This window comes from Pseudomonas sp. BIC9C (genome assembly GCF_034541995.1).
Taxonomy (GTDB): domain Bacteria; phylum Pseudomonadota; class Gammaproteobacteria; order Pseudomonadales; family Pseudomonadaceae; genus Aquipseudomonas; species Aquipseudomonas fluorescens_CC.
The window spans coordinates 105,811-128,005 of record NZ_JAWDGM010000006.1 but is presented as its reverse complement, the minus strand read 5'-3'; the positions used below and the strand labels follow the sequence as shown (position 1 = coordinate 128,005).

Below are 22,195 nucleotides of genomic sequence, written 5' to 3'. Positions count from 1 at the left end.
ATGCACTAGGAGCAGCCCGCAGAATGATACCCAACATCCCTTCGTTCTTGAAAAAGGCCCTGCTGGCCACCGCTTTGCTGAGCGCTGGCCAGGCCTATGCAGCTGACTCCGTCGGCATTGTGGTGTACAACGCGCAACACGAAGGCCTGACCAAGGCCTGGGTCGAGGGTTTTACCCAGGAAACCGGTATTCCCGTCACCTTGCGTAATGGCGACGACACCGAGATGGGCAACCAGATCGTGCAGGAAGGCGCAGCTTCTCCGGCGGACGTGTTCCTGACCGAAAACTCCCCGGCCATGGTCCTGGTCGACAACGCCGGGCTGTTTACACCTGTCGATAAGGCCACGCTGGAGCAGATTGACTCCGCCTACCGTCCGGCCCACGGCAAATGGGTCGGGATTGCCGCGCGCTCTACGGTGTTTGTGTACAACCCGAGCAAACTGCCTGCAGCCAATCTGCCGCAATCGATCATGGACCTGGCCGATCCCAGCTGGAAAGGTCGCTGGGCTGCGTCGCCAGGCGGTGCTGACTTCCAGGCCATCGTCGCTGCCATCCTGGAACAAAAGGGTGAAGCCGCCACGCTGGATTGGCTGAAAGCGATGAAAACCAACTACAGCAACTACCGTGGCAACAGCGCTGTACTCAAGGCGGTGAATGCCGGGCAGATCGAAAGCGGCGTGATCTACCACTACTACAGCCTGGTGGATCAGTCCAAGACTGGCGAAAACAGCAAAAACACCACCCTGCACTATTTCAAGCACAAAGACCCGGGCGCTTTTGTTAGCATCTCCGGCGGCGGCGTCCTCGCCTCCAGCAAACACAAAGAACAAGCCCAGGCGTTTCTCAAATACATTACCGGCAAGGATGGCCAGGCTGTGCTGAAGAACGGCAAGTCGTTTGAATACGCCGTGGGCAAAGGCGCTGAATCCAACCCTAAACTGGTGCCTCTGAATCAACTCGATGCGCCGACTGTCGATGCTTCGAAACTCGACAGCAAAAAAGCCGTGGAGCTGATGACACAGGCCGGACTGCTCTAAATTGATGCCTGAAACCCTGCCTGCGGGGGTCGCTGAGGCGACACCCGCAACATTGCGTCGACGATCCCGCGGAGTCTTTGCGGGACGTGGCGGTGTATGGGTGATCGGTTTGTCGGTGCTGGTTTCATTACTGGCACTGCTACCGATCGCTTACGTTATTGGCGTGTCCCTGCAGACAGGCTGGTCAACCGTCGTGACCCTGGTGTTCCGCCCCCGGGTCGGTGAACTGCTGGTCAACACTGTGTTGCTGGTGCTGCTGACGATTCCCTTGTGCGTGGCGCTGGGGGTGACGCTGGCCTGGCTGACCGAACGCACGAATCTTCCGGGGCGACGCTGGTGGTCGTTGCTGGCCACCGCACCTCTGGCGGTGCCTGCGTTCGTTCACAGCTACGCCTGGGTCAGCCTGGTGCCACCCATTCACGGCTTGTTTGCCGGTGTCCTGGTCTCGGTCATCGCCTACTTCCCGTTTCTGTATTTGCCGGTGGCGGCCACCTTGCGCCGACTGGACCCGGCCATCGAAGACGTCGCCGAATCCATGGGGCTCAAACCCTGGAAAGTGTTTTTCCGCGTGGTGTTGCCGCAATTGCGCCTGGCGATCTGCGGCGGCGCCTTGCTGGTCGGCCTGCACCTGCTGGCCGAATATGGCCTGTACGCCATGATCCGCTTCGACACCTTTACCACCGCGATCTTCGATCAGTTCAAATCGACCTTCAACGGCGCAGCGGCGCACATGCTGGCGAGCGTGCTGGCGCTGTGCTGCCTGGCAATGTTGACGGCCGAATCCGCCGCCCGGGGTTCGGCACGCTACGCTCGCGTCGGTTCGGGAAGTGCCCGGGAGCAACGGGTCGTCGTCCTGAAGACGACTTCAACGCTGCTGTCGTTGGCCCTGCAAATCGTGACCTGCGCCCTGGCCCTGGGAGTTCCACTGATCACCCTGGGCAAATGGCTGATTGCCGGCGGTGTGGAAGTCTGGGACATGGCCGAGTTGTTGCCCGCGCTGGAGCAAACCCTGCTACTCGGCGTCGCCGGTGCGGCGCTAACCACCTGCGCGGCCATTCCGATTGCCTGGCTGTCGATCCGCTACCCCGGCCGACTGCAACGGGTGCTGGAAAGCTGCAACTACATCACCAGTTCCTTGCCCGGAATTATCGTGGCGCTGGCGTTGGTGACCGTCACGATCCATTTCGCCCGGCCGATTTACCAGACCACCTTCACCGTGCTGCTGGCGTACCTGCTGATGTTCTTGCCCCGTGCCCTGGTGAGCTTGCGTGCAGGCATTGCCCAGGCCCCGGTGGAACTGGAAAACATCGCCCGCAGCCTTGGCCGCTCCCCGGCCCGGGCCCTGTGGCTGATCACCTTGCGCCTGGCCGCACCGGGGGCAGCCGCCGGTGCGGCGCTGGTGTTCCTGGCAATCACCAACGAACTGACCGCCACCCTGCTGCTGGCCCCTAACGGCACGCGCACGCTGGCAACCGGATTCTGGGCCATGACCAGCGAAATCGATTATGCCGCCGCTGCACCCTACGCCTTATTGATGGTTGTGCTGTCGCTTCCGTTGACCGGACTTCTTTATCACCAATCGAAAAAAACGGCTGGCCGATGAACACTCTTGAATTGAATGCCCTCTACAAGTCCTATGGCGCCCATTGCGCTCTGGACAACGTCAGCCTGTCGGTGCCAAGCGGCAGTCGCACGGTCATCGTCGGCCCTTCAGGCTCAGGCAAGACTACCTTGCTGCGGATGATTGCCGGCTTCGAATTCCCCGACTCCGGGCGTCTTTCGCTCAATGGCCAGACCCTGGTCGACGGCACCCACGAAGTGCCGGCGCACCAACGCCTGATCGGCTACGTGCCACAGGACGGCGCACTGTTCCCGCACATGACCGTGGCGGCGAACATCGGCTTCGGTTTGTCCATCAAGGGCAATGAAAAACAGCAGCGGGTCGCTGAACTGATGGACAGCGTGGCGCTGGACGCGAAGATGGCCGAGCGCTGGCCTCACGAATTGTCCGGCGGCCAGCAACAACGAGTGGCCCTGGCCCGGGCGTTGGCGCAACAGCCACGGCTGATGCTGCTGGACGAGCCGTTCTCGGCGCTCGACACCGGATTGCGCGCCGCGATGCGCAAGATGGTTGCGCGACTGCTGGAAGACGCGGGTGTCACCACCATTCTGGTCACCCATGACCAGAGTGAAGCCCTGTCGTTCGCCGACCAGTTGGCGGTGATGCGCCATGGTCGGCTGGTCCAGTCAGGCCATCCACTGGACCTGTATCGCTACCCCGAAGATGAGCAAACCGCCCTGTTCCTGGGGGATGCCGTGGTCATGCCCGCACGCATCGAGGCCGGTTGGGCCCATTGCGACCTGGGGCGGATCCCGGTCAACAACCACCGCAACAACAGCTCGGCGCAGATCATGCTGCGCCCTGAACAGCTGCAACTGGCCAGTATCCTCCCCAGCGACCCGGAAGCCAGCGGTTGCCGGGCCGTGGTCACCGATCGGGATTTCAGCGGCAACACCTGCACGCTGACGGTGGAACTCCAGCCCCTGGCCCGCCGCGAGCAACCGGGTCGATCACTGCTGGTGCGCAGTTCAGGCATGTATGCGCCACCCGCCGGCAGCTCGGTTCAGGTCTCGACCATTGGCCACGCCCATGTGCTGAGCGAGATCTGATCGTTCACAGATCGAATCGATCCACTGCCCGACGTCGCTCGTTGTCGTCGCGCACATCGTAGTTGGCTGTGGTCTGGATGTTGCTGTGGTGTGCCAGCTTCTGCGCAATCGACAGGTCATGCTCTTCGATCACCCGGGTTATGAACGAACGCCGGAAGTCGTGGGGCATGATTTTCACCCCGACTTGCGCGCCCCGTTGCCGGGCAATGTAGTAGATCGCATGCTTGGTGATGCGCTCACGGGTGATATGGCTGCCACGGCGGATGCGGTTGAACAGGAACGGGTCATCCGCCTCTCCGTCCTTGAGCAACGAACGGCGCAGCTCAAGCCAGGCTTCCAGCCTGGCGAAGGCCCAGGCCGGGGCGTACTTGATCAACTGCTTGTTGCCCTTGGCCGTCACGCGCAGGCTGCGCTCGGTGAAATCGACCTGGCTCAGTTCCAGGTTCACCGATTCGGACTTGCGCATCCCCGAGCCGTACAAAATCCCGATGATCGCGGCATCCCGCAGGCCTTGCGGCCTCGGATCCGCCGCGCAGACCGCCATCAGTTCCTGAATCAGCGTCCGCCGCAGATTGCGCCCCTGGGACAAACGTGTACCGGCCATGCCCTTCACCGTACGCATCTTCAACAGATGTTCCTGAGAAATCAGGCTCATGCGCCACGCTTCGTTCATCACCCCGCGCACCGCGTTGACATACAGCGAGGACGTGTTGGGCGCATAACCGTCGGAACGCAAAGTGGCCACCAGTGCGATCACGTCTTCGGGCTGCAAGTTGTGCCAGGGTATCTCCTCGATATCGTGGTCTTCGAAGCCCAGGCGGTCGGCGGCATCCTGCAGCACATAACGCATGGTCAGTTGGCTGGACGGCGCCAGTCGCGCCAGATACAGGGTCAGCGGATTGGTGCGGGGTGTGTGTGAATCAGTAACAGGTAAGTCAATCAAACGAAACGGCCTTGAATGTAAACAGTTCAATGAAACAACTAAGAGGTTAAATAACAGTCATGTTAAAAACATTATTGCTGTAGGACTTCTCCTAAAAAACGCGATGAATGGAAGAAGTCTGAACAGCGCCTTAATAGTCTTCAGATAAAACGATTCCCCAACCGTTTTTTCATGTTCCTTTCACAAAATCGGGCATAACCTTCTGTAAAGTCGGCGCACCCCCCCCAATGGATGCCCAACCTGCCGGCCATGACGAGAGAAGTCAACTGATACGGTTTTTTCGCCTCCACCCAGTAACTAGTTGATTTGATGCAGATTCTGATTTAGCGTCTATGCTAATTTTTGGATCCCTTTTAGCCTCAAAGGCTATTTACGTTTTCAGCCCCTGAGGTGCCCATGAGTCAGGCGTTTCTCCCTTTCTCCCGTCCCAGCATCGGCGACGAAGAAATCGCTGCCGTAGAGCAAGTATTGCGCTCCGGGTGGATCACTACCGGTCCGAAGAACCAGGCACTGGAAGAACATTTCGCCAACTACGTCGGTTGCCGACATGCCGTGGCACTGTCCTCGGCCACCGGCGGGATGCATATCACCCTGCTGGCCTTGGGCATTGGCCCCGGCGATGAAGTCATTACGCCGTCGCAGACCTGGGTGTCCACCGCCAACATGATCACCCTGCTGGGTGCCACGCCGGTGTTCGTCGACGTCGACCGCGACACGTTGATGACCGACGTGGCCACTATCGAAGCAGCGATCACGCCGCGCACCAAGGCCATCATCCCGGTGCATTACGCCGGTGCGGCATTCGATCTCGATCCGCTCTACGCCCTGGCCGACAAACACGGTATTGCCGTGATCGAAGACGCCGCCCACGCCGCAGGCACTCTCTACAAAGGTCGTCACGTCGGCTCCAAAGGCACGGCGATCTTTTCGTTCCACGCGATCAAGAACATGACCTGCGCCGAGGGCGCGATGTTCGTCAGCGACGATGAAGCCCTGGCCTCGCGGGTACGCATGCTCAAGTTTCACGGGCTGGGGGTTGATGCCTACGACCGCCTGACCCACGGCCGCAAGCCCCAGGCCCAGGTGGTCGAACCCGGCTTCAAGTACAATCTGGCCGACATCAACGCGGCCATTGCACTGGTGCAACTGGAACGCCTGGACGAGATCAACGCCAGGCGCACTCAACTGGCCCAGACCTACCTGCAGCGCCTGGAAGGTTTGCCGGTACAACCGTTGAGCGTCCCCGCCTATTCGCAAAAACATGCCTGGCACCTGTTCATCCTGCGCATCGACGCCGAGCAGTGCGGGCTGGATCGCGAAGCGTTCATGAAAGCCCTCCAGGAACAGAATGTCGGCACCGGTATTCACTTCATTGCAACACACCTGCACACTTACTACCGACAGCGTTACCCCAACCTGTACCTGCCCAACACCGAATGGAATTCGGCGCGGCTGTGTTCGATCCCGTTGTTCCCCGACATGACCACCGATGATGTCGAGCGCGTCGTCGGTGCCATCGAAAACTGTATGGACAGAAGCCTTTGAGACCTTACCCAATCAACTTCGTTTCGATCGTCATTCCGGTCTACAACGAGCAGGACAGCCTGCCTGAATTGCTCCGGCGCACCGAAGCGGCTTGCCAGCAGTTGCACCAGGCCTACGAAATCGTGCTGGTCGACGACGGCAGCCGCGACGACTCCGCACAGATCCTGGAAGACGCCGCCTCCCGCGAAGGCAGCCCGGTGGTGGCGGTCATCCTCAACCGCAACTACGGCCAGCATGCGGCGATCATGGCCGGTTTCGAACAGTGCAAGGGCGATGTCGTCATCACCCTCGATGCCGACCTGCAAAACCCGCCCGAAGAAATCCCGCGGCTGGTCGCACAGGCCGAACTCGGCTATGACGTCGTCGCGACGGTACGCAACAACCGCCAGGACTCGGCCTTGCGCCGCTGGCCATCGAAGCTGATCAACCTTGCCGTGCAACGTTCCACCGGCGTGGCCATGAGCGATTACGGCTGCATGCTGCGCGCCTACCGACGCACCATCGTCGACGCCATGCTCGCCTGCCGTGAACGCAGCACCTTCATTCCGATCCTGGCCAACAGCTTTGCCCGCCACACCACGGAAATCCTCGTGACCCACGCCGAGCGTGAACACGGCGATTCCAAGTACAGCCCCATGCGCCTGATCAACCTGATGTTCGACCTGGTCACCTGCATGACCACCACGCCGCTGCGACTGCTGAGCATCGTCGGCGTCGGCATGGCGGCCCTGGGCGTACTGTTCGCCTTGGCCTTGATCCTGTTGCGCCTGGTGTTCGGCGCCGGCTGGGCCGGTGGCGGCACCTTCGTACTGTTCGCCGTACTGTTCGTCTTCACCGGTGGTCAATTCATCGGCATGGGCCTGCTGGGTGAATACCTGGGCCGCATGTACAGCGACGTGCGCGCACGTCCGCGCTTCTTCATTGAAAAGGTGCTGCGTAGCCAGCCCGCCTCCCCCGCTTCCGTTGTTACCGTCGACGGCCTTACTTCCACTTCTTCAGATCAGGTTCCTTCATGAGTGCAAAAGCTGTTGTCTTCGCCTATCACGATATTGGCTGTGCCGGCATCGAATCCCTGCTCTCCTCCGGTTTCGAGATCGCGGCGGTGTTCACCCACGCCGACGATCCGAAGGAGAACGCGTTCTACGGTTCCGTCGCACAGTTGTGCGCCCGCCACGGCATTGCCGTGCATGCACCGGAAGATGCCAACCACCCGTTGTGGATCGAACGTATCGCCAAGCTCGATCCCGACTACATTTTCTCCTTCTACTACCGCAACCTGCTGAGCGAAACGCTGCTGGCCACGGCCCGTAAAGGCGCGTTCAACCTGCACGGTTCCCTGCTGCCACGCTATCGTGGTCGCGCACCGGCCAACTGGGTGCTGGTCAACGGCGAAACGGAAACCGGCGTGACCCTGCACCGCATGGTCAAGCGCGCCGATGCGGGCGCCATCGTTGCCCAGCAAAAGGTTGCGATCGAGCGCAGCGACACCGCGCTGAGCCTGCACGGCAAACTGCGCGCGGCGGCCTCTGACCTGCTGCGCGACACCTTGCCGGCGCTGCTGCAAGGCAAGGCCAGCGAAACACCGCAAGACGAATCCAAAGCCACCGTGTTCGGCCGTCGCACCCCGGCTGATGGCAAACTGGTCTGGGCCAAACCGGCCGAAGAACTGTTCAACCTGGTCCGCGCCGTGACCCAGCCGTACCCGGGCGCCTTCTGCGCAGTGGGCGAGCACAAGCTGGTTGTCTGGAGCGCCGAAGTCGCCAAGGGCAACGAAGGCCTGGCGCCAGGCCGCGTCATCAGCGTCGACCCGCTGCGCATCGCCTGCGGTGAAGACTCGCTGATCATCAATGCCGGCCAGCGCAACGATAACGGCCTGTACCTGAGCGGCCCGCAACTGGCCAACGAACTGGGCCTGGTGGACGGTTCCGTGCTGCGCGGTGCCGAATCCGGTCGTGCCCCGCGTCGCACCCGCGTGCTGATCCTTGGTGTCAACGGCTTCATCGGCAACCACTTGTCCGAGCGCCTGCTGCGCGACGACCGCTACGAAGTCTACGGCCTGGATATCGGTTCGGACGCCATCGAGCGCCTGCGCAGCCACCCGAACTTCCACTTCGTCGAAGGTGACATCAGCATCCACTCCGAGTGGATCGAGTACCACATCAAGAAGTGCGACGTGGTGCTGCCGCTGGTGGCCATCGCGACGCCAATCGAATACACCCGTAACCCGCTGCGTGTATTCGAACTGGACTTCGAAGAGAACCTGAAACTGGTTCGCTACTGCGTCAAGTACAACAAGCGCGTGATCTTCCCGTCGACCTCGGAAGTCTATGGCATGTGCCAGGACCCTAACTTCGACGAAGACAGCTCCAACCTGGTGGTCGGTCCGATCAACAAACAGCGCTGGATCTACTCGGTCTCCAAGCAACTGCTGGACCGCGTGATCTGGGCTTATGGCCAGAAGGGTCTGAACTTCACCCTGTTCCGTCCGTTCAACTGGATGGGTCCACGCCTGGATCGCCTGGATTCAGCCCGTATCGGCAGCTCCCGCGCGATTACCCAGTTGATCCTGAACCTGGTGGAAGGTACGCCGATTCGCCTGTTCGACGGTGGCGAACAAAAACGCTGCTTCACCGACATCGCCGACGGTGTGGAAGCACTGGCACGGATCATCGACAACGACAACGATGTCTGCAACGGCCAGATCATCAACATCGGCAACCCGGAAAACGAGGCCAGCATCCGTCAGTTGGGCGAAGAACTGCTGCGTCAGTTCGAAGCTCACCCGCTGCGCGCCAACTTCCCTCCGTTCGCCGGTTTCCGCGACATCGAAAGCAAGGCGTTCTACGGCACCGGTTACCAGGACGTGTCGCACCGCAAGCCAAGCATCGCCAACGCCAAGCGCCTGCTGGACTGGACGCCAACCGTGGAGATGAGCGAAACCATCGGCAACACCCTGGACTTCTTCCTGCGTGAAGCCATGCTCGAAATCGCGGACAAGCGCTGATGCAGGCGGGACTGCGGATCGATGTCGACACCTACCGGGGTACCCGTGAAGGGGTGCCCCGGCTGCTGGAAATCCTTGATGAAGCTCAGGTCAAGGCGACGTTCTTCTTCAGTGTCGGGCCGGACAACATGGGGCGCCACTTGTGGCGCCTCATCCGTCCACAGTTTCTCTGGAAAATGCTCCGCTCCAACGCAGCCGGCCTGTATGGCTGGGACATTCTGCTGGCCGGCACCGCATGGCCCGGAAAACCGATCGGCCGCGACCTGGGGCACTTGATGCGCCAGGCCCGGGATGCCGGGCATGAAGTTGGCCTGCACGCCTGGGATCACCATGGCTGGCAAGCCAATGCCGGGCGCTGGAGCGACGCACAACTGGTCGAACAGATACGCCGTGGCGTGGACACCCTCAGCGACATCCTCGGGGAAAAGATCACCTGCTCGGCGTCCGCCGGCTGGCGTGCCGACGAGCGTGTGATCGAAGCCAAGCAGGGATTCGGCTTTCGCTACAACAGCGATTGTCGCGGCTTGGGCCTGTTCCAGCCAAGACTGGCCAATGGTCGCCTGGGCGCTCCACAAATACCGGTAGACCTGCCGACCTTCGACGAAGTGGTCGGGCCGACCGTCGCCGCCAAGGATTTCAACACGTTCATCCTGGACCGGTTCACCCCGGAAAAACTCAATGTCTACACGATCCATGCCGAGGTAGAAGGGATTCTGATGGCCAACGATTTCCGTCAACTGCTGAGCGATGCACATCAGCGGGACATCCGTTTTCAACCCTTGGGCGACTTGTTGCCCGAGACCCCTGACAGTTTGCCGATCGGCCGCGTGGTACGCGGTGCACTCAAAGGTCGCGAAGGCTGGCTGGGAGTGCAAGGCGCATGAGCAAACGCTGGGCTTTGCCGTTATTGCTGGTCATGGTGGCGCTGGCCTACCTGCTGCCACTGGGCAGTCACGGCTTATGGATTCCTGACGAAACCCGCTACGCCCAGATCAGCCAGGGCATGCTCCTGAGCGGCAACTGGGTGTCGCCGCATTTCATGGACGTGCGCTATTTCGAAAAACCCGCGGCCGGCTACTGGATGATTGCCATCGGTCAGGCGCTGTTCGGCCAGAACCTCTTCGGAGTGCGCTTCGCTTCGGCACTGAGCACCGGTTTGAGCGTACTGCTGTGCTACCTGGTCGCCCGCCGGATGTGGAACGAACCGCGCAAGAGTTTCGCCTGCGCGCTGCTGTACATGAGTTTCTCGGTCATTGCCGCTTCGGCGGGGTATGCCAACCTCGATCCGCAATTCACGTTCTGGGTCAACCTGAGCCTGGTGGCCTTGTGGTTTGCACTGGACAGCGTCAGCCGCAGTCAGCGCCTGATCGCATGGGCGGTGCTGGGCCTGGCCTGCGGCATGGGCTTCATGACCAAGGGCTTCCTGGCCTGGTTGCTGCCGGTGCTGATCGCCCTGCCCTGGATGATCTGGCAAAAACGCTGGCGTGAACTGCTGGTCTACGGCCCGGTGGCGGTCGTGGTCGCCATCGCCGTCAGCCTGCCATGGGCCCTGGCGGTGCATGCCCAGGAGCCTGACTACTGGCGGTTTTTCTTCTGGCACGAACATATCCGCCGTTTTGCCGGGGACGATGCCCAGCATGACGCGCCGTGGTGGTACTACCTGCCGCTACTGGTGGCGTTCAGCATGCCGTGGGTTGCATTGCTGCCGCCGGCGCTGAAGCAAGCCTGGCAGACCCGACGCCAGTCCAATATCGCATTCCTGCTGCTGTGGCTGTGGATGCCGTTGTTTTTCTTCAGCCTGAGCAAGGGCAAGCTGCCTGCCTACATCCTGCCGTGCCTGCTACCTCTGGCATTGTTGCTCGGCCATGCACTGGCTGACCGCTTGAAGCTGGAGCAAGGTCGCGTGCTGGGCATCAACGGCTTGCTGAACCTGGCGGCGGGCGTGGTCACTCTGCTGGCCCTGGTTTATCTGCAACTGAAAAAGCCGATCTACGATCATGAACTGCACAACCTGGTGTTGGTGTTCATCGGCTTGATCGGCTGGATCATGGCCAACCTGCTGCAGGCCTTCCGCCCGTTGCAGTGCTGGGCAGCCCCGGCTTTTGGCAGCCTGCTGCTCATCGGTTTGGTGCCTGCCGGACTGCCCAATTCCGTAGTCGCCAACAAAACGCCTGACCAATTCATCCTCGATCACGCCCAGGAACTCGGCCAGACCGCGAAGTTGTTGAGCAATGACCTGGGGGCCGCGTCGGCGTTGTCCTGGCGGGTGAAACGCCCGGAAGTGGCTTTTTTCAACACGATAGGCGAATTGAAATATGGCCTTGCCTATCCTGATTCGCTGAATCAGCGCGTCGGCCCCGACCAGGTACAACAGTGGATGGACGATGCTCGCCAGCTTGGCTCGGTGGGCGTGGTCATGCGGGTCAAGGGCGAGGAAGAGCTGCGCGAACTTGATCAATTGCCCAAAGAGGGCAAGCGCTACGAACAAGGCAACCTGGTGATTTTGATCATCCCTCAGGCGACGCTATGAGCCTGCTATTGCTACTGGTCGCCTGCCTGCTGACCTGCCTCGGCCAGATCGCCCAGAAATATGCGGTGGAAAGCTGGCGCGGCCAATCTGCCGGGTGGATGGACAAACTGCGCTCGCCCTGGCTTTGGCTGGCCCTGACCTCTTTGGGACTGGGCCTGCTGGTGTGGCTGCTGGTGCTGCAACGCCTGGAAGTCGGGATTGCCTACCCGATGCTGAGCCTGAACTTCGTGCTGATCACCCTGGTTGCGCGTTTCGTGTTCCACGAAACCATCGACCGCCGCCACTGGCTGGGTGTGGCGCTGGTGATCGGCGGCGTGGCATTGCTGGGGCAACACGCATGAACCTGAGTCGCGGAATTACCTTCGCACTGGGCAGCGTGTTGCTGGTCAGCGCCGCCCAATTGGGCATGCGCTGGAGCATGAGTCACCTGCCGCAACCCGAACAATGGCTCACCGCTCACATCGACTTGACGGCCGTTGCCGTGGTGCTCGTGGCCATCTGCGCCTACGCCCTGTCGATGCTCTGCTGGCTCGCCGCCCTGCGGGACCTGCCCCTGGGTCGTGCCTACTCGTTGCTGAGTATCAGCTACGCGCTGGTGTACCTGCTGGCCGCCAGCCTGCCGCTGTTCAACGAAACGTTCAGCCTTACAAAAAGCCTTGGCGTGGCATTGGTCATCCTCGGCGTCATTACCATCAATTCTCGACCTGCTCGTGCGCCTGAATTAAGGAGTGCCCCATGAAAATAAGTGTATTTGGTAGCGGTTATGTTGGCCTGGTGCAGGCTGCGGTACTGGCGGAAGTTGGCCACGACGTGGTCTGCATGGACGTTGACGAGAAAAAAGTCGAACTGCTCAAACAGGGCCACGTGAGTATTTTCGAACCCGGACTGGCCAGCCTGGTACGCGAAGGCCTCGACGCCAAACGGTTGCAGTTCACCAGCGACGAAAAATTCGCGGTCCAGCACGGACAGGTACTGTTCATCGCGGTCGGTACTCCGTCCCGGGACGACGGTTCAGCGGATTTGCGCTATGTGATGTCGGTGGGCGAAGCCGTGGCACGGCATCGCGAGCAACCGGCGATCCTGGTGGAAAAATCCACCGTCCCGGTCGGCACCGGCGACGCCTTGCGTGCACACATCGACAAATGCCTGCTCAATGCCGGGCGTGTCTTACAGTTCGATATCGTCTCCAACCCGGAATTCCTGAAGGAAGGTTCGGCCGTTTCCGACTGCCGACGCCCGGACCGTATCGTCGTCGGCTGTGAACGCGATGAAGTACGCGACGTGATGCGTGACCTGTACTCGCCTTTCAACCGCAATCATGAGCGCATCATGTTCATGGACCTGCGCAGTGCCGAACTGACCAAGTACGCCGCCAACTGCATGCTGGCGACCAAGATCAGCTTCATCAACCAGATCGCCGAGCTGGCCGAACACCTGGGTGCCGACATCGAGTCGGTACGCCTGGGCATCGGGGCCGACTCGCGGATCGGCTACCACTTCATCTACCCCGGTTGCGGCTACGGTGGCTCATGCTTCCCCAAGGACATGCGCGCCCTGATCCACAGCGCCGAAGAGGCCCATTGCTCCAGCGACCTGCTGCAAGCGGTGGAAGCCATCAACGAGCGGCAAAAACACAAACTGTTCGACCGCATCAACGCGTTCTATAAAGGCGACTTGCGTGGCAAGACTTTTGCCTTGTGGGGCCTGGCGTTCAAGCCGAACACCGACGACATGCGCGATGCACCGAGCCGGGTGTTGCTGGAATCGTTGTGGGCCGCCGGGGCGAATGTCCGTGCGTTCGATCCGGAAGCCATGCAGGAAACCCAGAAGCTGTATCCCGATGAATCGAAACTGATGCTCATGGGCACGCCTGAGTCGGTCCTGTCCGGTGCCGATGCACTGATCATCTGCACCGAATGGCAACAGTTCAAGGCGCCGGACTTCGAGCTGATCCAGCAGCGGCTCAATGCACCGGTGATCTTCGACGGCCGTAACCTGTACGACGCAGACCGCCTGGCACGCATCGGTTTCACCTACTTCCCGATCGGCCGGGGCGAATCGCGCAAATTGCCAATGCCTTACCAGCAATGGTCAACCGAATCAGTGGTCGCCTGAACCTCATGATCCCTCACATCCGCCAACAGTCCCTCGCGCTGGGTCTGTTGGCGCTGTTGTTGTTCTGCGCCGGGATGTATCAGCAGGCGGCCATCGGTTTCGATTCGCGCTTCGTGCTGTTCGCCCAGGAGATGCTGCGCAATGGGCCGTCGTTTTTTCCGACGACCTATGGCCAGCCCTATGCAGACTATTCGGGACTTTCAACGATATTCATCTGGCTGCTCTCACTGCCATTCGGCCAGGTCACCAGCCTGACCGCGTGGCTGCCGAGCGCCATCGCCGCAGCGGTCATCGTCACATTGATGTACCGCCTGCTGGCGCCCTATTCCACGCGTTGGGCATTGTTGAGCATCGCCTTGATGCTGTTGACCAACACCTTCATCACGGAAACCCGCGCCGTTTCCCTCGACCTGATGCTGGCGGCCGTCGCGTTCAGCGTGTTCTACCTGGGCTATGCCGCCGATCACTTCGCGGCGCCGCGGCGCCAGGTTCTGATCTTTGCCTTGCTGATGCTCGGCTTCTGGATTCGCGGGCCGATCGGCCTGGTCATTCCGACAGGGATGCTCTGCAGCTATTTTCTGGTCAATTGCCAATGGCGACGGCTGATTGTCTTCGGATTGCTGGCATCGGTACTGCTGGCAGGATGTATCGGTTTATTGCTGTGGCGGGCAGATGTCAGTGGCGGCCCGGCGTTTTTGCAAGACGTGATTCGCATGCAGTTCATGGGACGCATGGACGGCACCGAGGGTTCCAACGATTTGCTGTATTACTTCACCAGTTCGGTAGGTAATTACGCATTGGCCTGGCCCTTGGCGGTGCTGGCACTGTTGGCGGTCGGAATCTCCGGCCGCCGGGAAACCGGCCCGGCATTGCGCCTGTTGCAATACTGCGTCGCCGCCGGACTGATCGTGATGATCGGCCTCTCGATCCCCCAGGCGAAAAAAGCCCGCTACCTGCTGCCGATGCTGCCCATGGCGGCAATCGTGGCGGCCTATCCGTTTTACGCCACACAGGGTCGATTGTTTGCCTGGCTGCGGGGGTTGATGCTGGGACTGTGGCTGCTGATCCCGGGGCTGCTGATCGTGACCTTGCTGGTTGTACGACGAAAATTTCCCGATGAAGTGGCTCACCTCACTTCGTTGTTCATCATGCTTGGCGTGCTGCAAGTGGTCGCTGTGGCAGCGCTCAAGCAACCCCGCTGGCGAGCGCAGCGAGCACAGGCATTGGCCCTTTGCGCGATTCTGGCACTCTGGTCGTTCTACATCCTGCAATTCGAGCCCGTTCAACGACAGCTCTACGATACCCGGACCTTCAGCCGCGAGGTGTTCGAACGGGTGCAAGAAACCCCGGCACCGCTGGTGATGCACGGGATGGGCAAAGACGCGAAGGCCATCAAGTTCATGGTCAACATCCCGCAGGAACTGCACCCGGTTTTCACCGACTCCCCTGCGGAACTTGAAGCCCTGCAGGGCCCGGCGTGGCTGATGATGGACCTGACCGCGTACAAGACATTGCAAGGCACGGCTGTTGGTGCATTGCCGCCCGTACTGAGCGGACGCTTCGACAAGAATGATTTCGTGCTGCTGCACCTCAAGTAAATCCCGTGGCAACAATCGAATCGTCCGGCTGCTAGAGTAGCGCTCATGATCGGGCTGATGCCGGCCCGATCGAATAAGGACATTCACGCCGTGACCACCTACTCCCCCCTCATCCGCCGCCTGCTGATCTGCTCGCTGACCATCGTCGTCAGCCGCGCCATCACCAGCCCATTACTCACTCTGTTCGTCAGTGACAAGCTTGGCCTCAACCAACAGGACGTTGGCTTGCTGCTCGGCATTGCGGTGTTCGTCGCCACCCTGCTCTCACTCTACGGCGGCTACATCATTGATCGCTTCGAAAAACGCCGACTGCTTGTTCTCTCGATGGCCTCCAGCGCGATCGGCCTGGTGTTGCTGACCTTTGCTGAAAACCTCTACCTGACAACAATCACCCTGATCGTCACCGAAACCGCCTCATCGCTGTTCCTGATCGGTTCGAAAGCGATCCTCAGCGACAACCTTGAGGTCGGACAGCGCGCCAAGGCGTTTTCCCTGAGCTATACGCTGACCAACATTGGCTACGCTGTCGGGCCGATGCTCGGTGTGTTGATCGCCGGCGCCTTTGCCAGTGCGCCGTTCCTGATCGCTGCGGCCATCGCTTTTTTCAGTATTTTCCTGATGACCGGCATTCCCGGGAACCCGGCCAGTGTTTCTCTGACCGGTCAAGCGCAGAGTTTTCTCAAAACCCTGGTCACCCTGAAAAACGACCGCACCCTGATCACGTTCACCGCCGGTTGCCTGCTCAGCACGGTGGTGCACGGGCGATTTACGTTTTACCTGTCGCAGTACCTGCTGGTGATCAGCAATCCCCGCCACACCATGGAAATCATGGCCGCCCTGCTCGCCTGCAACGCCATCAGCGTGATCTTGCTGCAATACCAGATCGGGCGTTTTCTCAAGCGCGAGCAACTGCGCCAATGGATCGTTGCCGGCAGTGGCCTGTTCATCCTCGGGCTGATCGGCTTCAGCCTGGCAGACAGCCTGGTGAGCTGGTGCGTGGCGATGTTTATCTTCACCCTCGGTGAAATCATTATTTACCCGGCCGAGTTTCTCTTCGTCGACACCCTGGCACCGGAAGAACTGCGCGGCAGTTACTACGGGGCGCAAAACCTTGCTGCGCTTGGCGGCGCGTTGAGCCCGATGATTTGCGGCTTCATGTTGATGCACACCCCGGCACCGACGATGTTTTATGCCTTGAGTGCACTCGCTGCCGTGGGTGGTTTGCTGTGTTACATAAGCGGCCGACGGAGTCATTCAAAGCAAAATTAATGCACTGAAAACTCATTAATATGAATTTGTCAGCAGCAGGATTGAACGGCACACTGTGCGCGTTCCTCCCCCAACAGTTGGAACACCTTCAAGGGCTTTCTGGTTCTCCCAGCCAAGCCCTTTTTTTTTGCCTCGCTTTTTTCTGCCGGAGTTTTTCTCGGAATGCTTGCTCGCTGGTTGCCCGCCGCCATCAACACCCGCCCCACTGAATGGAGCCGAGCCGCCATTGGCATGGCCTTGGGAACCCTGCTCAGCGTGTGGCTCTGTGCCCAGGTGTTCGGCATTGAGGTGGCCCAGCACCTGATCGGCCCGTTGGGGGCGTCGGCGGTGCTGTTGTTTGCCGTGTCTTCGGGCGCACTGGCCCAACCCTGGTCGATACTGGGCGGCTACCTGAGTGCCGCGGTAATTGCGTTGCTGGTGGCCCATGTGCTGGGCCGAACCCTCGGTAGCGCTTGCCTGGCCGCGGGCATGGCATTGATCCTGATGTGCTGGTTGCGGTGCCTGCATCCACCGGCAGGAGCATTGGCCCTGACCCTGGTACTGGCCGATCCGGCCACCATTGCCATGGGCTGGAAAGCCATTGAACCGGTAATGCTCAGCGCGGCGACGATGCTGACCTGCGCCCTGGCCTACAACAACCTGACCCGCATTCGTTACCCCAAAGGCGCCAGCGAACCGGTGGTCATGATCCCGGCCGGTCAGCCGCCGGTCGACGGTCAAACCATCACCGCCGAAGACCTGAAACTGGCGCTGGCCGATATGGAAGCGTTCTATGACGTCACACCCGAGGACCTCGAACAGTTGATCCAGGCCAGCCAACTGCACGCCAAACGCCGCAGCGTTGGCGAGGTGCTCGCTCCACGACTGTAAGCCACTGTTTTTGAGGTTCTTTTGCCGTGGCCGGGCGGTTCTGGCATCCTGCGCCTCCATTTTCTGACCCGGCCCGCCTTCTGGCACGCAAACCACCATGACCGCCTCCGAAAAAGCCCCTGCTCCACGCCACAGCGACCTGATTTATGGCCTCGATGACCGCCCGCACCTGACCGCCACCGTCTTCGCCGCCCTGCAACATGTGCTGGCGAGTTTCGTCGGCATTATCACCCCGACGCTGATCATGGGCAGCGCCCTGGGGCTGCAAAGCGAAATTCCTTATCTGATCAGCATGGCGCTGTTCGTCTCCGGCCTGGGCACCTTCGTGCAGGCGCGGCGCTTTGGCCCGGTGGGCTCCGGCCTGTTGTGCCTGCAAGGCACCAGTTTCTCGTTCATCAGTGTGATTCTCAGTGCCGGCTTCATGGTCAAGGCCCGGGGCGGTGGCACCGAGGAGATTCTCTCGACCATCTTCGGTGTGTGTTTTTTTGCCGCGTTCATTGAAGTGGTGTTGAGCCAGTTCATCGGTAAACTGCGCATGCTGATCACCCCGGTGGTGACTGGAACGATCATCACACTGATGGGCTTGTCGCTGATCAAGGTGGCCATGACCGACATCGCCGGCGGCTTCGGCGCCCCTGACCTGGGGGCTGCCAGTCACCTCACCCTGGCGGCGCTGGTGCTGGGAACCATCGTGGTGTTGAACCGGGTGGACGTGCCGTTTCTGCGCCTGGGAGCGATCGTCATCGGCCTGACCCTGGGCTACGTGGTGGCATGGCTCATGGGCCAAGTGGATTTCACCAGCCTGCCCGAAGTCCCGCTGGTGAGTGTACCGGTACCGTTCAAGTACGGGTTCTCCTTCGATTGGGTGGTGTTCATTCCGGTGGCGGTGATTTTCCTCGTTTCGCCGCTGGAGGCCGCCGGTGACCTCACGGCCAACTCGATGATCTCCCGGCAACCGGTCAAAGGCCCGGTGTACATTCGCCGGATCAAGTCCGGCCTGCTCGCCGACGGCCTCAATTCGGCCATGGCAGCGGTGTTCAACAGCATGCCGATGGTGACCTTCGCCCAGAACAACGGGGTGATCCAGCTCACTGGCGTGGCCAGTCGCTACGTGGCGTTTTTCATTGCCGGCCTGCTGGTGGTGCTCGGTCTGTTCCCGATGATCGGGGCCGTGTTGCAGTTGATGCCCAAGCCGGTGCTGGGTGGCGCGGAGCTGGTGATGTTTGGCACCGTCGCCGTGGCCGGGATCAAGATTCTCGCCGAGGCCGGCCTGCATCGACGCAACATGCTGATCGTGGCGATTTCGCTCGGCATGGGCCTGGGTGTGGCCGCCGTGCCGGAAGTGTTGCGCGAACTGCCCAAGGCCCTGCACAACATTTTCGAATCGCCCATCACCGTCGGCGCGCTGTGCGCTATCGTTCTTAATATCTTCCTGCCCGAGGAATTCATCGAGCTGGAAGAGGACGAATTCGATCCGGAGGCCTCCGTGCTTCAGGTGATGCAGAACCCCGATGTGACCCCCAGGGATGAACCGGCAAAGGCTGCGGCGGTCGCACAGTCAAACCGCTAGACGGGCTCGAGGGCTGAGCCGCTGGCGGTTCAGCCCTTTTCAGATGAGAGCACGTCCATGCGCAGCGTCCACGCGGTCCTGATTTCCCTCCTGCTCTGCCTGAGCGCCTGTACCTCGCTGCCCTATAGAGACCCGGTGAAAGTCAACGTCGTGGGCATCGAGCCCCTGCAAGGTGAAGGCATGGAAGTGCGCTTTGCCGTGAAAATCCGCGTGCAGAACCCCAATGACATCAACCTTACTTATAGCGGCGTCGCCCTGGACCTGGACATCAACGGCCAGCCATTCGCCTCTGGCGTCACCGATGAGCGGGGCGAAATCGGGCGTTTTTCCGACACCGTCGTGAGCGTGCCAGTCAGCGTTTCGGCGTTTTCGGCGATCCGGCAGACCTATGGCATCAGCCAGATGAAATCACTCAACAACCTGCCTTATATCCTGCACGGCAAACTCTCGGGCGGGGTGTTCAACACGACGCGTTTCGTGGACAGTGGCACGCTCAATCTGCCAGGGTCGATCACTGGAAGCCGTTGAAAACCTGCGCTTGATCCGCACCGATGCCATTCAATTTGTCAGCGGGACTTCCCCCGAAGCAAATCCGGGAAATCACTCGCGATGAGTGGTCATTGCGCCGCTGAACTCACTCGATGTCATTGAGAATCAGGCTGCGGTAATGCCCCGGATTTGACCCCGACCACTTGCGAAACGCCTTGTAGAACGAGCTGACGTCGGCGAACCCGAGCCGCGTGGCGATGTCACTGAAGCTGATCGCCGGCTCGGCCAGCCAGACAATCGCCAGTTCCTTGCGCACGCCATCCTTGAGGCCTTGATAGGTTTGCCCTTCTTCGGCCAGTCGACGGCGCAAGGTTGAAGCCGACATGCACAGGCGTTGTGCCAGGGCTTCGGTTTCCGGCCAGTGTTCGGCCGGCAGGTGGCGTAGATCATGTTTGATACGGCTGGCCAGGCTCTGCGGATCGCGGTACTTCACCAGAATGTTCGCCGGCGCCTGGGCCAGGAATCGCTTGAGTTCCTCGGGGCTACGCTTGATCGGCAAATCCAGGCAATCGGCGGAGAAAATCATCCGCGTGCGCGGACGGTCGAAACGCAGGTTCTCGGAAAACATCACCTGATAGTCATCGCAGAAATCCGGTTTCGAACAACGCAGTTCGATGGCCAGAATCGGAATCCGCCGCCCTGCCAGCCAGCAGGCAACGCCATGCACGATCATCCAGTAGGTGAAATAGGTGAAGGCCCGGCGCGGGTCCTTGTCGTCCTCCAGCAGGACGATTTCCGCCAGGCTTTGCTGACGCACCAACTGCGCCGGCAGGTGTTCAAGGATCAACGACAGAAACGCCAGGCCGCTGGCCAGCCCCGCCGCCACGTTGGGCTGGAGCATGGCGCTGCGACACAGAAACGCAAAGCTGCCGGATTTCAGTTTGCGTGGGTCCATGCCAAAAAACTCATCATCCCCGCGCCGTGCCAGCAATCGCCACAGTCGCGCATAAGCCGTGGCCGGCACACGGGCATCGGCGTTACCCAACAGCTGTGGGTCGATGCCAACCTTGATCAGCACCTCGTCCATAGCGATGCCTGGTGCGCAGCTTTGCAACAGTGCTTCACGCACCAGTTGGATGGAGATGGTGTCTTTTTCCGACATGGATCGCGGCAAGCCCTGTTCTTGTTCGAGTGGGGGGCATATTAGCCGAAACCGCCCACTCAACGCAGATCCTGTGGGAGCGGGCTTGCTCGCGAAGGCGGTGTGTTGGGCGACGTGTCTTTTACTGGTGTACATATCCGTTCCTGCGGTAACGGCTACTTATGGTTCCGCTTTTACAGCGGGTCACTTTGGAAAAGCCCCAAAGTAACCAAAAGGCTCTTGCCCCTGACGTTCGGTGCCTCGCCAAGGCTCGGCATTCCCTCGCTCCGGTCCTGCTCCGTGGGCCCGCGGCCTGCGGTCCGACCTGGTTTTCATGGCTGTACTCAATCTCCTGTAGGAGCGAGCCTGCTCGCGATGGACGTCAACGATGACGCGGGGTGTCTGGATGCCCGCGTTGCCCTGACATTTTTCGCGAGCAAGCTCGCTCCTACAGGGGGGGCTGATCTTAAGGCTCGTTCAGCTCAGGTTCAGGTAATTGGCAATCAATACCATATGTGAATGAGTGTCATTATGTTACAACTTAGCTCCCTATCTAAGTTCGAGACGTCACTGAATGCTGGTTCCTTTTCTGATCATGCTGCGCGAAGGTGTCGAGGCCGCGCTGATCGTTGGCATCATCGCCAGTTACCTCAAACAGACCGGTCGCGGCCAGTGGCTGCCGGCGATGTGGATCGGGGTGTTTCTTGCCGTCACCCTCGCCCTGCTGGTGGGCGGTGGCCTGGAACTGGTCAGTGCCGAGTTTCCACAGAAACAACAGGAGCTGTTTGAAGGCGTCGTTGGACTGGTAGCCGTCGGCATTCTCAGCTCCATGGTGTTCTGGATGCGCAAAGTGGCGCGCTCAATCAAGCATTCACTGCACGAGTCCCTCGACCACGCGTTGACCGGTTCCGGACACCAGGTGATTGCACTGATCGCCATGGTGTTTTTTGCCGTGGCCCGCGAAGGCCTGGAAACGGTGTTCTTCCTGCTCGCGGTATTCCAGCAAAGCCAGGGCCCGGCAGCACCGATTGGCGCCCTGCTCGGCCTGGTCCTGGCCATCGTCATCGGCTTCCTGATCTACAGCGGCAGCATGCGCCTGAACCTCGCGGCGTTTTTCCGCTGGACCGGCCTGTTCATCCAGGTGGTGGCGGCCGGCATCCTCGCCAACTCGGTGCAGGCGTTGCATGAAGCCGGGCTCTGGAACCATCTACAAACGGTACTTTTCGACTTCAGTGCAACGCTGCCGATGGACAGCCCGCTGGGTTCGGTGCTGGCCGGCATGTTCGGTTACCAGGATGCGCCGACCGTCAGCACCCTGGGTGCGTATCTGATCTATCTGCTGGTGGCGCTGGTGATGTTCTTCTCCCCGGCCGGCGCACCCGCCAGGCAAACCTCTTCCGTATCCAGCCAGTAA

19 protein-coding genes are annotated in these 22,195 nt (G+C 60.5%); 17 read left to right on the top strand and 2 right to left on the bottom strand.

The window, feature by feature from the left end:
- Positions 1-23: 23 nt before the first annotated feature.
- From RS887_RS24235 to RS887_RS24225, 3 genes are read left to right on the top strand one after another with little or no spacing between them, the layout of a single operon-like run.
- Positions 24-1,037 (top strand): iron ABC transporter substrate-binding protein, encoded by a 1,014-nt coding sequence (locus RS887_RS24235; RefSeq protein ID WP_322617384.1) that lies wholly within the window; start codon positions 24-26, stop codon positions 1,035-1,037.
- Between the two features lie 4 nt (positions 1,038-1,041).
- Positions 1,042-2,640, top strand: coding sequence for an iron ABC transporter permease (locus RS887_RS24230; RefSeq protein ID WP_322617383.1), 1,599 nt, complete (start codon positions 1,042-1,044; stop codon positions 2,638-2,640).
- Entirely contained in the window at positions 2,637-3,707 is a 1,071-nt protein-coding gene (locus tag RS887_RS24225; RefSeq protein WP_322617382.1) for an ABC transporter ATP-binding protein, read from the top strand. The genes RS887_RS24230 and RS887_RS24225 overlap by 4 nt, the downstream gene beginning before the upstream one ends.
- Before the next feature lie 4 nt (positions 3,708-3,711).
- On the opposite strand, the gene RS887_RS24220 is transcribed toward RS887_RS24225, so the two are convergent.
- Positions 3,712-4,650 (bottom strand): site-specific integrase, encoded by a 939-nt coding sequence (locus RS887_RS24220; protein ID WP_322617381.1) that lies wholly within the window; start codon positions 4,648-4,650, stop codon positions 3,712-3,714.
- Between the two features lie 396 nt (positions 4,651-5,046).
- Here RS887_RS24220 and arnB point away from each other — a divergent pair, with 396 nt between their 5' ends.
- From arnB to RS887_RS24155, 13 genes are all read left to right on the top strand, one after another.
- Positions 5,047-6,195 carry a UDP-4-amino-4-deoxy-L-arabinose aminotransferase gene (arnB, locus tag RS887_RS24215; protein ID WP_322617380.1) on the top strand — a complete coding sequence of 383 codons (1,149 nt, stop codon included), beginning with the start codon at positions 5,047-5,049 and terminating at the stop codon, positions 6,193-6,195.
- Entirely contained in the window at positions 6,192-7,211 is a 1,020-nt protein-coding gene (gene arnC / locus RS887_RS24210; protein ID WP_322617379.1) for an undecaprenyl-phosphate 4-deoxy-4-formamido-L-arabinose transferase, read from the top strand. The genes arnB and arnC overlap by 4 nt, the downstream gene beginning before the upstream one ends.
- On the top strand, positions 7,208-9,199 hold the full coding sequence (gene arnA / locus RS887_RS24205) for a bifunctional UDP-4-amino-4-deoxy-L-arabinose formyltransferase/UDP-glucuronic acid oxidase ArnA (protein ID WP_322617378.1): 1,992 nt from the start codon (positions 7,208-7,210) through the stop codon (positions 9,197-9,199). Before arnC ends, arnA begins: the two co-directional genes overlap by 4 nt.
- Positions 9,199-10,083, top strand: a complete 885-nt coding sequence (arnD, locus tag RS887_RS24200; protein ID WP_322617377.1) for a 4-deoxy-4-formamido-L-arabinose-phosphoundecaprenol deformylase — start codon at positions 9,199-9,201, stop codon at positions 10,081-10,083. Before arnA ends, arnD begins: the two co-directional genes overlap by 1 nt.
- The gene (gene arnT / locus RS887_RS24195) at positions 10,080-11,729 is read left to right on the top strand and encodes a lipid IV(A) 4-amino-4-deoxy-L-arabinosyltransferase (protein ID WP_322617376.1); all 1,650 of its coding nucleotides are present in this window, start codon (positions 10,080-10,082) and stop codon (positions 11,727-11,729) included. The genes arnD and arnT overlap by 4 nt, the downstream gene beginning before the upstream one ends.
- On the top strand, positions 11,726-12,070 hold the full coding sequence (gene arnE, locus RS887_RS24190) for a 4-amino-4-deoxy-L-arabinose-phosphoundecaprenol flippase subunit ArnE (protein ID WP_322617375.1): 345 nt from the start codon (positions 11,726-11,728) through the stop codon (positions 12,068-12,070). Before arnT ends, arnE begins: the two co-directional genes overlap by 4 nt.
- Entirely contained in the window at positions 12,067-12,468 is a 402-nt protein-coding gene (arnF, locus tag RS887_RS24185) for a 4-amino-4-deoxy-L-arabinose-phosphoundecaprenol flippase subunit ArnF (RefSeq protein ID WP_057397666.1), read from the top strand. Before arnE ends, arnF begins: the two co-directional genes overlap by 4 nt.
- Positions 12,465-13,844: a UDP-glucose/GDP-mannose dehydrogenase family protein gene (locus RS887_RS24180; protein ID WP_322617374.1), complete on the top strand. Its 1,380-nt coding sequence runs from the start codon at positions 12,465-12,467 to the stop codon at positions 13,842-13,844. Before arnF ends, RS887_RS24180 begins: the two co-directional genes overlap by 4 nt.
- Positions 13,845-13,849: 5 nt before the next feature.
- Positions 13,850-15,442, top strand: coding sequence for an ArnT family glycosyltransferase (locus tag RS887_RS24175; RefSeq protein ID WP_322617373.1), 1,593 nt, complete (start codon positions 13,850-13,852; stop codon positions 15,440-15,442).
- Between the two features lie 90 nt (positions 15,443-15,532).
- On the top strand, positions 15,533-16,711 hold the full coding sequence (locus RS887_RS24170) for an MFS transporter (protein ID WP_322617609.1): 1,179 nt from the start codon (positions 15,533-15,535) through the stop codon (positions 16,709-16,711).
- Positions 16,712-16,873: 162 nt separating this feature from the next.
- A complete protein-coding gene (locus tag RS887_RS24165) occupies positions 16,874-17,581 on the top strand; it encodes an HPP family protein (protein ID WP_322617372.1) in 708 nt (235 codons plus the stop codon).
- 97 nt (positions 17,582-17,678) lie between these two features.
- Entirely contained in the window at positions 17,679-19,151 is a 1,473-nt protein-coding gene (locus tag RS887_RS24160) for a nucleobase:cation symporter-2 family protein (protein ID WP_322617371.1), read from the top strand.
- A gap of 57 nt (positions 19,152-19,208) precedes the next feature.
- Positions 19,209-19,679, top strand: coding sequence for an LEA type 2 family protein (locus RS887_RS24155; RefSeq protein ID WP_322617370.1), 471 nt, complete (start codon positions 19,209-19,211; stop codon positions 19,677-19,679).
- Between the two features lie 106 nt (positions 19,680-19,785).
- Here the strand turns inward: RS887_RS24155 and RS887_RS24150 are convergent, their stop codons facing one another.
- Positions 19,786-20,802, bottom strand: a complete 1,017-nt coding sequence (locus RS887_RS24150) for an AraC family transcriptional regulator (RefSeq protein WP_322617608.1) — start codon at positions 20,800-20,802, stop codon at positions 19,786-19,788.
- Positions 20,803-21,355: 553 nt separating this feature from the next.
- On the opposite strand from RS887_RS24150, the gene efeU reads away from it, so the two are divergent.
- Positions 21,356-22,195 (top strand): iron uptake transporter permease EfeU, encoded by an 840-nt coding sequence (efeU, locus tag RS887_RS24145; RefSeq protein WP_322617369.1) that lies wholly within the window; start codon positions 21,356-21,358, stop codon positions 22,193-22,195.